Annotated in this window: 12 protein-coding genes; 5 read left to right on the forward strand and 7 right to left on the reverse strand. The window is 59.7% G+C overall.

Features of this window, described 5'->3' with window-relative positions:
- Positions 1 to 119 precede the first annotated feature (119 nt).
- On the reverse strand, positions 120 to 944 hold the full coding sequence (locus HMPREF1531_RS07780) for an isoprenyl transferase (protein ID WP_036897525.1): 825 nt from the start codon (positions 942 to 944) through the stop codon (positions 120 to 122).
- A gap of 264 nt (positions 945 to 1,208) precedes the next feature.
- Between HMPREF1531_RS07780 and trhA the strand changes: the two genes are divergently transcribed.
- On the forward strand, positions 1,209 to 1,850 hold the full coding sequence (gene trhA, locus HMPREF1531_RS07785; protein WP_036898741.1) for a PAQR family membrane homeostasis protein TrhA: 642 nt from the start codon (positions 1,209 to 1,211) through the stop codon (positions 1,848 to 1,850).
- 2 nt (positions 1,851 to 1,852) lie between these two features.
- Here trhA and HMPREF1531_RS07790 read toward each other — a convergent pair whose 3' ends face one another.
- From HMPREF1531_RS07790 to rmuC, 4 genes are read right to left on the reverse strand one after another with little or no spacing between them, the layout of a single operon-like run.
- Positions 1,853 to 2,068, reverse strand: coding sequence for an exodeoxyribonuclease VII small subunit (locus tag HMPREF1531_RS07790; protein WP_016669395.1), 216 nt, complete (start codon positions 2,066 to 2,068; stop codon positions 1,853 to 1,855).
- On the reverse strand, positions 2,065 to 3,300 hold the full coding sequence (gene xseA / locus HMPREF1531_RS07795; RefSeq protein WP_016669396.1) for an exodeoxyribonuclease VII large subunit: 1,236 nt from the start codon (positions 3,298 to 3,300) through the stop codon (positions 2,065 to 2,067). The genes HMPREF1531_RS07790 and xseA overlap by 4 nt, the downstream gene beginning before the upstream one ends.
- Positions 3,300 to 4,274: a 4-hydroxy-3-methylbut-2-enyl diphosphate reductase gene (locus HMPREF1531_RS07800; RefSeq protein ID WP_036898744.1), complete on the reverse strand. Its 975-nt coding sequence runs from the start codon at positions 4,272 to 4,274 to the stop codon at positions 3,300 to 3,302. The genes xseA and HMPREF1531_RS07800 overlap by 1 nt, the downstream gene beginning before the upstream one ends.
- 18 nt (positions 4,275 to 4,292) lie before the next feature.
- Positions 4,293 to 5,654: a DNA recombination protein RmuC gene (gene rmuC / locus HMPREF1531_RS07805; protein WP_036897529.1), complete on the reverse strand. Its 1,362-nt coding sequence runs from the start codon at positions 5,652 to 5,654 to the stop codon at positions 4,293 to 4,295.
- Positions 5,655 to 5,708: 54 nt separating this feature from the next.
- On the opposite strand from rmuC, the gene HMPREF1531_RS07810 reads away from it, so the two are divergent.
- The gene (locus HMPREF1531_RS07810; protein ID WP_036897532.1) at positions 5,709 to 6,968 is read left to right on the forward strand and encodes a M18 family aminopeptidase; all 1,260 of its coding nucleotides are present in this window, start codon (positions 5,709 to 5,711) and stop codon (positions 6,966 to 6,968) included.
- Between the two features lie 64 nt (positions 6,969 to 7,032).
- On the opposite strand, the gene HMPREF1531_RS07815 is transcribed toward HMPREF1531_RS07810, so the two are convergent.
- Positions 7,033 to 7,518, reverse strand: a complete 486-nt coding sequence (locus tag HMPREF1531_RS07815; protein ID WP_016669400.1) for a DUF4190 domain-containing protein — start codon at positions 7,516 to 7,518, stop codon at positions 7,033 to 7,035.
- A gap of 105 nt (positions 7,519 to 7,623) precedes the next feature.
- Positions 7,624 to 8,082 carry a DUF4190 domain-containing protein gene (locus HMPREF1531_RS13315; RefSeq protein WP_084669296.1) on the reverse strand — a complete coding sequence of 153 codons (459 nt, stop codon included), beginning with the start codon at positions 8,080 to 8,082 and terminating at the stop codon, positions 7,624 to 7,626.
- Positions 8,083 to 8,154: 72 nt separating this feature from the next.
- Between HMPREF1531_RS13315 and ychF the strand changes: the two genes are divergently transcribed.
- The 3 genes from ychF (at position 8,155) to HMPREF1531_RS07835 (ending at position 12,536) form a co-directional block, all read left to right on the forward strand.
- Entirely contained in the window at positions 8,155 to 9,240 is a 1,086-nt protein-coding gene (ychF, locus tag HMPREF1531_RS07825; RefSeq protein ID WP_036897534.1) for a redox-regulated ATPase YchF, read from the forward strand.
- Positions 9,241 to 9,243: 3 nt separating this feature from the next.
- Positions 9,244 to 10,392 (forward strand): DNA adenine methylase, encoded by a 1,149-nt coding sequence (locus HMPREF1531_RS07830; RefSeq protein WP_016669403.1) that lies wholly within the window; start codon positions 9,244 to 9,246, stop codon positions 10,390 to 10,392.
- A 539-nt stretch (positions 10,393 to 10,931) separates the two neighbouring features.
- The gene (locus HMPREF1531_RS07835; protein ID WP_016669405.1) at positions 10,932 to 12,536 is read left to right on the forward strand and encodes a cation:proton antiporter; all 1,605 of its coding nucleotides are present in this window, start codon (positions 10,932 to 10,934) and stop codon (positions 12,534 to 12,536) included.
- Positions 12,537 to 12,825: the final 289 nt, after the last annotated feature.

Here is a 12,825-nt window from a genome sequence, read left to right on the forward strand (position 1 = left end):
TCGCGCCCGGCCTGAACCGCATCGCCGTTGGTACCTCGTCGATGGGATGCCGATCCGGTTCTGACGCATCTTGTCGTGCGCGGCAGTGGGATGAAGGAGCGGTGCGCCGCAATGATGCGTCATTTACCGAAGCGACGCTCGCGGTGCTCGTAGTCGCGTAGGGCGCGGAAGAAATCAACCCGGCGGAAATCGGGCCACAGCGCCTCGCAGAAGTAGAACTCGGAATGAGCCGATTGCCACATGAGGAAACCGGACAGGCGCTGTTCGCCCGAGGTCCGGATGATCAGATCTGGATCGGGCTGGCCCTTAGTGTAAAGATGCTCGGAGATCTGATCGATGTCTAGGCGTTCCGCGAGTTCGGCCAGGGTGGTGCCTTTCCCAGCCTCCTCGGTCAGCAGGGAACGCACGGCATCGGTCAACTCGTGGCGCCCGCCATAGGAAACGGCGATGTTGATGTGCATACCCTCAATGCCGGAGGTCCGTTCGGCAGCCTCCTGCAGATCTGCAGCCACTTGGCCGGGCAATAGCCGCAGGTCGCCAACAATCATCACCTGGTAGCGCCGGGAATCCGCCAGGTCACGTACCAGATCGACGATGACGTCGAGCAGGGGAAGCAGTTCGTCGGATTCGGCACGGTTGAGATTGTCGGTGGACAACACCCACAAGGTGACCACCTTGATGCCGATGTCGTCGCACCACCTGGCGAACTGGCGCAGCTTGTTGGCGCCAGCCCAGTAGCCGATCTTCAACGGTTCGCCGGGGGCATTGGTACGGGCCCACCGTCGGTTCCCGTCGGCGAGTACGGCCACGTGGGCGGGCAGCATACCGGGATGGATCTGTTTGCGAAGCTGGGATTCGTAGATGCGGTACAGCCAGCTCAGATTGCCGGGCGAGAACCTATCCAAGGCCGCCATCACCCGGCTCTGCAACTCATCCGTTCGCATGGGGCAAATCTAACCGCAGTGATGCTAAGACACCACGAGATGGGAGTTCTCTGCCGAGTCCGTGGGTTGGTTGTCTTGTCATTGCGTGGTTCTGTGTGGCGGTAGAAAGAAGGTTGGTCTGCCGCGCTGCCCTGTGCGGTGGCCTTCTTTCCTGAACACATAACCTACGGTACCGTAGGTTATGTGAATGTCGAGTACCACATTGAGACCCTGGACTCCGGTCTGCTGAGTGAGGACACCATAGACGGCGACATCCAATCGACGATGCATGCCGAGACTGTGGTGCCGAAGCTGCGGGGGCTGCTACACATGATCAACGTCCCGGTTTGTTTGATCGGCGGGTTGGTGCTGCTGGTGTTGGCCGAGCGGATGCCTGACCGTGTCGGGGTGTCCGTGTGGACCCTCACTGCCTTGATGTTGTTCGGTAATTCGGCGGTCTATCACCGGGGCCGGTGGAGCGACAGGGTGAAGGCGGTGCTACGCCGCATCGACCACTCCAATATTGCGATCTTCATCGCTGGAACCTACACCCCGTTGGCGATCTCCCTGCTCGGTGGCGGGTCTCGGGTGGCGTTGCTGTCAATCATCTGGGTCTGTGCACTGGGCGAGGTGTTGTTCCGGACATTGTGGATGGGAGCACCGCGAGCCCTGTACGTGGGGCTCTATTTGGTGATGGGGTGGGCCTCGCTGCTGTGGCTTCCTCAGTTCTGGGCTACCGGTGGTGCCGCCATCGTCATCATGATTGCCTTAGGTGGGGTCTTTTACTCGGTGGGCGCGGTGATCTATGCACGCAAGGCCCCCAACCCCTCACCGACCTGGTTTGGTTTTCACGAGCTGTTCCACGCCGGAACGGTGCTTGGCGCCCTATGCCATTGGGTGGCGATCCTGCTGGCTGTGCTGGGCTGAGTTCAGGCCTCGCCGTCCCCCATTCCGTCGGTGGCACGGGCGGCTTCGATCTTCGCGGTAGCGCCATCAAGCCAACTCTGGCAGATCTTCGCCAGCTGTTCGCCTCGTTCCCACAAGGTCATGGATTCGGCCAATGGTACGCCTCCGGATTCGAGGCGAGTAACTACCTCGACGAGTTGCTCTCTGGCCTGTTCGTAGCTGAGTTCGGGTTCACTCACTGGTCATCCTTCTGGTTGCTGACCTCGACTTGGATCCGCCCGTCATGCAGGTGGATGAGAAGTTTCTTCCCGGCTGTTACCTCATGGGCCGAGGTGATGGATTCGCCCTCGGTATCGGCGATGATTGCGTAACCGCGTTCCAGGGTCGCCTTCGGTGACATGGCCCGCATTGTTCGCAGGGCATGGCCGAGTTCGGTGGATTCCAACGCGATGCGCTGATCGATGGCCCGGTTTAATCGTGCCTGGTGGATGCTCAGCCATTCTTGATGGGCCCTCACATTGGTGAGCGGGTCGCGTAAAGCAGGGCGGGAGCGCATCATCTGTAACCAGGAATGTTCCTCGCGTAGTACCGAGGAAATCAGTTGACGAAGCCGGGTGATGGCGGTATCGAGGTGAGTGCGCTCGGCCAGCACATCGGGGACGACGATCTCTGCTGCCTTGGTCGGGGTGGATGCCCGGACATCTGCAGCAAGATCGATCAATGGGTTGTCGGGTTCGTGGCCGATAGCCGAAACGACTGGGGTGCGGGCCGCCGCGACGGCGCGTACTAGCCCCTCGTCGCTGAATGGCAGGAGATCTTCGAGAGATCCACCGCCACGAGCGATGATGATTACCTTGATTGATGGATTTGCGTCGAGATCGGCGAGGGTGGTCATCACCTCGGCGGCGGCCTGCGGACCCTGGACCAGGCTGTGACGCACCTCAATATCTGCTCCCGGCCAGCGTCGAGTGATGTTGGTCAGAACGTCGCGTTCCGCAGCGGATCCGGCTCCGGTGATCAGACCGATCCGGCTCGGCAAAAAAGGCAGGGATTTCTTGCGGATCGGGTCGAACAGGCCTTCGGCGCGCAGTTTCTGCTTGAGCGCCTCAATGGCTGCCAGTAGCCTGCCCTCACCGGCGATGCGTAGATCGGTGCACTGAAAGGACAACCGTGATGTCTTCTGCCATACGGTCGGGGTGATCAGGGCGAGCACTGTCATGCCCTCGGCGAGTGGACCGGCCGAATCCAGAACGGTGGTGGAGCATGTGACGGTCGCGGAGCGTTCCGCGGTGATATCGCGCAGAGTGAGGAATTGCATTGATGCCGCGCGACGACGCAACTCGATGACCTGGGCAGTGACCCATACCCACCCGAGACGATCGACCCATCCGGCGACCTGGTCGACGACGTCCCCGAGTTGGTGCGGGGTGTCGGGGGTATTCTTCGCCGTCGACGGCTGGGCTTTGACCATCAGCGTTTACGATCGCGGGTGTCGTGGCGTCGCAACTGGGGCGGAAGAGAAAATGACAGGGATTCCTCAATGAGTCGTTCCTCCACGGCCCGGGGGTAACCGAGTTCGACCAGCCGGTCGAGTACCCCGTCGACCAAGGCCTCGGGAACTGAGGCTCCGGAGGTGACCCCGATGGTGTCGACACCAGCAAACCAGGATTCCTCGAGTTCGGAGGCATCGTCCACACGATAGGCGGCCTTGGCCCCGGCCTCCTTGGCGACCTCCAACAGGCGCACCGAGTTGGAGGAGTTACGGGACCCCACGACGATCATCAGATCGGAATGGGATGCGATCTGTCGCACCGCATCCTGGCGGTTCTGCGTGGCGTAGCAGATGTCGTCGGAGGGCGGGGCGACCAGTTTCGGGAATCTCTGCTTGAGTCGCAGGACGGTCTCCTCGGTCTCGTTCACAGACAAGGTGGTCTGTGACAACCAGGCGACGGGCTGATTGGCTGGCATGTCCAAATCGTCGACGTCGTCGGGATGCTGGATGAGGATGATGTTGTCAGGTGCCTCGCCCGTGGTCCCCTCGACCTCCTCGTGGCCGGCATGCCCAATGAGCAGGATCGGAAGTTGCTGGGCGGCGAACCTTTTCGCTTCATGGTGCACCTTGGTGACCAATGGGCAGGTGGCGTCGATGGTGCGCAGCCCGCGTTGCTTGGCTTCTGCCCGCACGGCCGGGGAAATTCCATGGGCAGAGAAAATGACCAGGGAATCGGCGGGTACCTCGTCGAGTTCCTCAACAAAGACGGCCCCCTTGGCCTCCAGGCCCTTCACGACATGCTTGTTGTGCACGATCTGCTTGCGAACGTAGATGGGAGCCCCGAACTGCTGCAACGCCTTCTCGACGGTGACCACGGCGCGATCGACCCCGGCGCAGTAGCCACGAGGAGCTGCGACGACGACGCGACGCGATGCGGATTCGGGAGAACTCATGGACTCAAGCATAGGTGCTTACCTGGTGGGCCCGGATCGCCCCGAGTGGGACGTTCGTCGATGAACAGGTCGGTTTAGGGGTTCCTCGGAACTGAGTGCGGGCAGCTTATCGCCTGAGTTCGGAGACGAGACAGTGACCGAGTGAGTTGGGCTCTTGGACACGCCGATGATCGACTCCTGCTGCTCGGCGTCAATGAGTTCAGGGGCCGACAGCCCCCTGGGCAACTGGTCAACCCCGCTCATTGGGGCCAACTCCGCCTCAGTGACCTTGAGATCCCGGAATCGCCGGGCTGTCACCATGACCCGGTGCTCCACCGTGCCGATGGTGGCGTTGTAGGCGTTGACGCTGGCATGCAGGGATCTGCCCAACTTGCCGAGATTGGCTCCCAGGGTGGTCAGCCGTTCGTACAGTTCTCGACCCAGAGCGAATACCTCGGCGGCGGATTCGGCTAGGGCTGATTGTCGCCACCCGTAGGCGACGGCTCGCAGCAGTCCGATGAGGGTAGTAGGGGTGGCGACGACAATGTTGCGCTGTGCCGCGTACTCGTGGAGTTCCGGGAAGTGGGCCAGGGCCTCGGCGCCGAGGGTCTCTGAGGGTATGAACAGCACCACAAATTCGGGGGAGCTGGTGTTGGTGGTCCAATACTTCTTTGCTGACAGCGCGTCAATGTGGGCCTTCACATTCTCGGCGAAACGGGCCATGTGCTGGGCCTGCAACCCGGGATCGTCAGTGTGCTGGGCATCAAGGAAGGCTGCCAAGGGCACCTTCGAATCGACGTGGATGCACTTGCCATCGCCGAGCAGCACCGTCATGTCGGGGCGCACCCTGGTGTCGGCAGCGGTTACCGACGAGGCCTGCTCGACAAAGGAGCAGTGTTCCACCATTCCGGCGATCTCGACCACCCTGCGCAGCTGCATCTCGCCCCAGGCCCCGCGCACCTGCGGCTTTCTCAACGCTGTTGATAGGGCATTTGTCTCATTGCGCAGTTCGGTTGAGGTGGTCAGCACCATGCCGACTTGTTCCCGCAGCTGGGCGGTCATAGCTGCGCGTTCGGCTGCCATCTTGGTGATTTGCTGGTTGAGTGCGTTGAGACCGTCGCGCACTGGGTCGAGTAGGGTTTGGGTGTGTTCGAGACGCTCGGCTGCCTGCTGATCGGCTCTAGCCTGCTGGGCGACCAAGGATTCGTCGGCCAACACTTTGAATTCATTGACCACGGCTTTGCGATCGGCCAGCAGAGTGTCGAGGCGTTCTTTCAGAGTGTCGCGTTGGGCTTGGGCCGTGATCAGCTGGCTCTGGGTGCGAACGCGAGTCCACAACGCACCCACGATGGCGCCCAGTCCCAGGGCTACGATGATCCACCACACTGAATGGCTATCCATACGTTCAGCTTGTCAGAAGGCACTGACATTTTTTCGGGCACTACCCTTGGGGTTATGTCCAATCTTGATGCCCGTGTCCAGGACCTGATCCGTTTTATCGGTGCCTCACCCACCTCCTTCCACGCCACCGTGAGCCTCACCGAGAGATTGGAGACCCGGGGATTCACCAGGCTGTTGATGACCGATCCGTGGGAGGAACTGCCCGCACAAGGTTTCGTGGTGGTCGACGGCAGCGTCATCGCATGGCGGACCCCCAGGCGGTGGTCGTCGGCGTCGACTGGGCTGCGGGTCATCGCTTCGCATACTGATTCCCCGGCTCTCAAGGTGAAGCCCAATGCAGGCTTCGACCGGTTCGACTCCCATCAAGTGGGTGTGGAGGTCTACGGGGGCCCGCAACTGCACACGTGGATCGACCGGGATCTGTGCCTCGCCGGACGAGTGGTTGACATCGACGGGCAGGTGCACATGGTGCACACCCAGGCCTTCGCCCGGGTGCCCGGCCTGGCGATCCACCTGGATCGCGGTCAGCGTGAGAACTTCCACATCGATGTGGCCAGGGACATCAACGTGCTGATCTCCCAGGTGACTGCCGAGAACGGCCCGATCGAATCGGTCGCATCCGGGGTCGAACCGGATCGCATCGCAGGACACGACCTATTCTTCGTGCCTTCTGAGGCTCCGGCGGTCCTGGGGCTGGGCGCAGAATATTTGGCATCCTATCGGCAGGACAATCTGTTGTCGGTACACGCAGGGCTGCTCGGTTTCCTCGCTGCTGAACGGTCCGATGCTGTTCAGGTCTACGCGGCTTTCGACCATGAGGAGATTGGTTCCGGGACGGTTACCGGGGCTAGTGGCTCGTTGCTTGAACACGTGTTGCGTCGGCTGTCGGCCGGTTTCGGTGCCAGCATGGATGCCCATCTGGCCTGGTTGGCCAGGGGAGTGGCGGTCTCGGCCGATGTCGCCCATGGCATCCACCCTTCGCGCCCCGATGTTCATGATCCGATGGCTCATGCGGTGCTCAACGGGGGACCAGTGCTCAAGGTGAATGCGCAGCAGCGCTATGCCACCGATGCGACCACTGCGGCCGCGTGGACCATCGCATGCCGTGATGCGAAGGTTCCGGTACAGACCTATGCCAACAATTCGAATATCCTCGGTGGATCGAGTCTTGGCCCGCTCATGGCGATGCGGTTGGGTGTGCGCACAGTCGACGTCGGGGTGCCGGTGCTCGGCATGCATTCGGTGAGGGAACTGTGTGGAATTGGTGACCAGAAGCTTTTCGCCAGGGCTGTGGAGTTCTTCTTGGCCGGATGAGCGGGCTTCTTTTCGGCCAGGGTCGATCGTACGGCGGTGCCGCAGCAGCAGTCCAGGGCGACAGTCAACTATAGAAGATCATCGCGGTAATGACGATCGCGCTGATCAGCGTGCTGAGCGCGCCGATGATGATGGATGCCTTCGCCAGGCCTTTACCACGCCACCTCGTGGGGTTCTTGGATATCAGCACGTGGGCGATGATTCCCAGGATGAGCGGAATGAAACCCAGCGGGAGAAGCAAGTTGACGAGGAAGATCACCGATGTGATCAGAGCGCTGATGGCCAGCGGATGATTGGGGATGGTTTGCACCTGGATCGGTGTGACGCCGGGCGGCAGCATCGGCTGGTGCATCGGTGCCATCCCGGGCTGGAGCTGCTGCGGGTACGGTGGCTGCTGGTACTGCTGCGGGTACGGTGAGGCGAATTGCGCTGGAAAGGGTTGTTGACCGGGGAAGATCTGGGGTGCTCCGAATCCCATCGGGGGTACCTGGGAGGTCGCGACAAAATCGGGGCCCGGAGATGCCTGTTCCTGTTGCCAGTCGCTGCTCATGACAAGCCAAGTTACCCTATCAAAGGGGCAAGAAAGACCCACGCCCGTGGCTGTTACCTATCCTGCCCGAGCGGGGCCTGCATGTTCCCCGGTTTGTTGGCCTCGTCAGTACGTCGTCGCATACATGAGCATCATGAAAAAGAACAGCGCTGCCAGCAGGGTGAGGACTGTACTGAAGGAACCGAGGATGATGTTTGCCGTTGCTGTGCCGTAACCCCGGTACTTCATCGGATTGCGGTGAATGTCGTTGTTGGCCTTGATACCCAGCATCAGTGCGATGATTCCGACAGGGGGAAACCCGGCAACGCCGATGATCCCGCAGATCAGTCCCGTGATGTTGTTGGGGTGGTCGACGGGAAGATTGCGTGGCCAAGGGTGGTTCATGGGTGCCGTGGCGCATCGATTGGCTAGTGGTATCCGAGTGGCAGGTGTGGGGACAACGGCTGGTTGATTCCACACTGGCGCAGGGACCGGTGTGGTGATGCGCTGCCCGTAGAACTCGTAACCCGTTGGCGCGCTGTCGGTGGGTGTATCGGTACCGACCGGGGACGTGTTCGTGCTCATGCCAACATGCTGGCATCGTCAGGGGGCACCAACAGTGCTCGAAGGAGGGAATCAGGGGTACTGTGGGGTGCTGTGGCACTCACGATCGGAATCGTCGGACTCCCGAATGCAGGAAAGTCGACCCTGTTCAATGCTTTGACCCGGAACACCGTTCTGGCTGCGAACTATCCGTTTGCGACCATTGAACCCAATGTCGGTGTGGTCGGAGTTCCCGACCACCGGTTGACTGAATTGGCGAAGATCCATGACTCGGAACGGATCGTCCCGGCGACGGTGTCGTTCGTCGACATTGCGGGCATCGTCAAGGGGGCATCCCAGGGAGAGGGCATGGGCAACGCCTTCCTGGCCAACATCCGTGAGGCCGACGCCATCTGCCAGGTGACTCGCGTGTTCACCGACGAGGACGTCACCCATGTTGACGGCAGGGTGAATCCGGCCTCCGACATCGACACCATCCGAACCGAGTTGATCCTCGCTGATCTCCAAACGATGGAGAAGGCGATGCCACGGTTGGAGAAGGAAGCCCGGATCAAGAAGGAGTCACGTCCCAAATACGAGGCTTGGGTGGATGCGAAGGCGAAACTGGAGGAGGGCATGGGGGTTTTTCAGGCGGGGCTGGATCCGGAGCCGCTGCGCGATCTATTCCTGCTGACCGCTAAGCCTTACATCTATGTGTTCAACCTTGACCAAGACCAGTTGGCCGATCAAATACTGCTCGATCAGCTGACCGAGATCGTTGCCCCAGCCGAGGCGATCTTCCTTGATGCCAAATTTGAATCTGAGCTGGTGGAGATGACCGAGGAGGAGGCCCGCGAGTTCCTGGCGGAGGCTGGCATCGGGGAAACTGGCCTCGACAAGCTCGCCCGGGTCGGTTACGCGACGCTCGGATTGCAGTCCTTCCTCACCGCTGGGCCTAAAGAAGTGCGTGCTTGGACCATCAAACAGGGCGCGACCGCACCCGAGGCCGCCGGCGTTATCCACACTGATTTTCAGAAGGGCTTCATCAAGGCCCAGGTCGTTGACTACGACGACCTGGTTTCCTTTGGTTCGGAGAACGCGGTGAAGGCTGCGGGAAAGATGCGTCTGGAGGGCAAGGACTATGTTATGGCGCCCGGCGACGTGGTTGAGTTCCGCACGGGGCTAACGTCTGGGGGCTAGGGGGTGAGTCAGGCGACCTTCGACCTCGGGCTTGACGACTGGGTCGAGTCCGGAGAAGATCCTTCGTTCCTGACGCGTCAACTCATCACTTATATCGGCAACAAGCGTGGGCTGGCCGGGCCAATCGGGCAAGCTATCGTCGACGTCCGCAATCGACTCGGCGGACGAAAGCTGAGGTCGATTGACCTATTCTCCGGCTCAGGCTTCGTCGCTCGACTGATGAAGAAACACTCATCACTTGTAGCTTCAAACGATCTGGAGCTATACGCGCAGGCGATCGGTGAGTGCTTCCTCGCCGACCGTAACGAAATACTGCTGGCCGAGGCTGCACAGCATGCCGATCGTCTCAACCGAGCAGCGTCCGATGGAGCGTCGCACGATGGGTTTATCCGGAAGCTCTACTCCCCAGTAGATGACCAGAACATCCAGGTGGGTGAGCGTGTTTTCTATTCGAATGATAATGCACGCCGCCTTGATTTCTATGTCCAGGAGTTGGTGCATCTCCCCGATGAGATTCGTCGTCTTCTCCTAGGGCCGCTGCTTTCGAGCGCATCGATCCACGCGAATACCGGAGGCGTTTTTAAGGGGTTCTACAAAGACAAGAACACAGGCGTCGGCAAGTTTGGGGCGGCGGCGGGTGATGCTACGAGCCGGATCCTTGCACCGATCACCCTCGACGTTCCTGTTCAGAGCATTTTCAAGTCTGAGCACGAGGTTTTCAGGAGATATGCCAACGATCTCGCGCCGGAACTAGATACCTTCGATCTCGTCTACATCGATCCGCCATATAATCAGCACCCCTATGGCTCGAATTATTTCATGCTCAACCTTCTTGCGAACTACGAACGACCAGAAAGAGTGAGTCGGGTGTCGGGTATTCCCATGGACTGGAACCGCTCGGGGTATAACGTCAAGAAGCGTTCCCTATCGCTCCTCACTGATCTATTTGATAAGATTCCATCCCGATTCCTTCTAGTATCTTTCAACTCCGAGGGCTACGTGTCCACAGAAGATATCAGAGGCGAACTGGAGGCTCGTGGTCGTGTCGATGAGGAGATCCTGAAATACAATACTTATCGCGCTAGCAGGAATTTGCGTGATCGATCGATTTATGTGAATGAGCACCTTTTTTTGCTCGATCGAGAGGGCTAAAATAAGAGCATGAGTTCTGATAGGGGAATCCTCTCTATCGTTTCGGCGGACGGTGAACGTACTTTTCCTGTGCTGATTGTGAAAATGAAGAATCAGGCAAGAATTGCCATTAAGTGAATATCGAATATCATGTTCAATGTCGGGGATTGCGCGATTCACTCTATTTTTCAAAGTTCGACGACGATGCATTCAAGATGATCGCCTCTTGACTTGCCATTCAAGTACATTGGTATGTTATATATACCTCAAGAACCCCTCAACTCGTGAGGTCACAGTGTCTCTATGCTCCTGGAATAACCACGCCAAGCCACGTCTGGTTCCTGGCAAGCCGATGGAGTTGAAACTTCATGAGTTGGATGCGCAAGGAACGGAGTCTCCAGAATGGCTATGCAAGGATTGAACTTGACCAGTTCGCATACGCTGTTCGTGCCAACGCGCGACTCGCGGCCGCTTGACTTGATTGAGCGATGAGCGATGGGTTCCATGTCTCCTCATCTTGTCAGCGACGCCTAGTGCAGTGAAAGGAATTCGGTAGCCTCATGACCATCGAGATGATTGTTGTGCTCATTGTCGTGTCGATCATCGCCTACGTGATCGCCGACAGGTTTCAACTCATCGCCCCGGTGCTTCTCATCGCTGCGGGCGTGGCGGTGGCCTTCCTCCCGCCCGGGAAAGAGATGGGGCTCCCGAGCACGGTGGTCCTGACGATCTTCCTGCCCATCCTCCTGTACTGGGAAGCGCTGTCGGTCTCCCTCAACCGCATGCGGCGGAGCTTGCGCGGCATCGTCCTCAGCGCCACGGTCCTCGTTGCCATCACTGCGGCCCTCATCGCAGTGATCGGCGTCCTCATGGGGTTGGGGCTGGGAGCAGCTCTTCTGATCGGGGCTTGTCTTGGTCCCACCGACGCCACCGCCGTCTCCAGCTTGGGACGCGACATCAACCCGAATGGCCATACCATCCTTCAAGCAGAATCCCTCCTCAACGACGGCACGGCCCTGGCCATCTTCGCTATTGCTCTTCAGACTGCGCAGGATTCCTCCGGTGTCACGGTCGGCTTCGTCGCCAAGGATCTCCTCTTGGCATTCGGTGGAGGAATCGGGGTGGGAGCCCTTCTCGGTACTGCCGTCACCAAGATCGGCATTCGTGTCCGCATCATCACCGATGACCCCATGCTGGCGACGATCACCGCCTTGGCGACTCCACTCGTCACTTTTTTCCTCGCCGAGGAGATCGGAGGTTCAGGCGTCCTCGCCGTCGTCACGTGCGGCATCATCATTTCCCGGTTTGCTGCACCGCACATGTCCTTGGGATCGCGCGTCTTCGGGATCCCTTTCTGGACGATCCTCACCTACATTCTCAACACCATTCTCTTCATCATGGTGGGGGTGGCGCTTCCCGGTATCGTGAACGGCCTCCCGCGTCCCGACCTCGTTCGAGGATTCATCCTCATCCCCATGGTCTATGTCGCCATGGTCGTGGGACGGTTTGGCGGCCATCACCTTCTCATCTACTCCATTCGTGCCCTTGATCGTCGCCCGCAGCAACGTCTTCGCCGCACCAATCTCCGGGGGCACTTTGTCTCCTTGGTTGCGGGATTCCGCGGTGCAATTTCCTTGGCGATGGCACTGTCCATCCCGGTCGCATTCGATGGCGCCGAATACATTGAACGCGACCTCGTCATTCTTGTCGTCGCAGGCGTGACGCTTCTGTCTCTCATCGTCCAAGGGGTCGCCCTACCCTACGTGGTCCGCTGGGCCAACGAGAGGCCTTCGGTCGGTGTGCAGACCGCGCAGGCGACTGAATCGCAGGAGACCGATGCTCTCGCCGGCGTTCTCAGCGACGCTGTCGCCCAGATCGAAGCGATTGCCAACCGTGCCGGCGTCGATGATGACGAAGCCATTGATGCCGTACGCACCGACTATGAGCGCCGCTACAGTTCCGTACGCGATGCCGACGCCGAAGAGGAAGTGCGGATTTACAGTGGTCCGGAGAGCACTCTGCGGCTCGCAATCATTGACCACCTGCGTGAACGCGTGCGTGATCTGCGTTTCGCGGGCATCATCGACGATTCCACCGCATCTAACGTCATCAGGCGCCTCGACGTCGAGACACTCCACATCAGCGGCCCCATTGACGTCGAGTAATTCTGACTCACATGCGTGTGCCCAGTGCCTGTCCTCCTGACGCCCATCCATGTCATCGACAGCAGTGGCGCGAAGCTCGTGAACTGCGTGGCGTTCGGGTCCGAGGCGGTAAGTCAGCCGAGTCGAAAGATGGATGCTCCTCATCGGAGCGAGGCCGTCAGGTAGAGATCCGACGTTACGAGTTGCAGGAAGTTGCCAAAAATCTATCCTGGCTGTGCGCTGCCGACCCGAGCAGTGGCTTCACAGAACATCCCGAAGCCATCGACATGATCAGATGCAGATGTGTAGC

It is taken from the genome of Propionibacterium sp. oral taxon 192 str. F0372 (genome assembly GCF_000413315.1).
In the GTDB taxonomy this organism is placed as follows: Bacteria; Actinomycetota; Actinomycetes; order Propionibacteriales; family Propionibacteriaceae; genus Brooklawnia.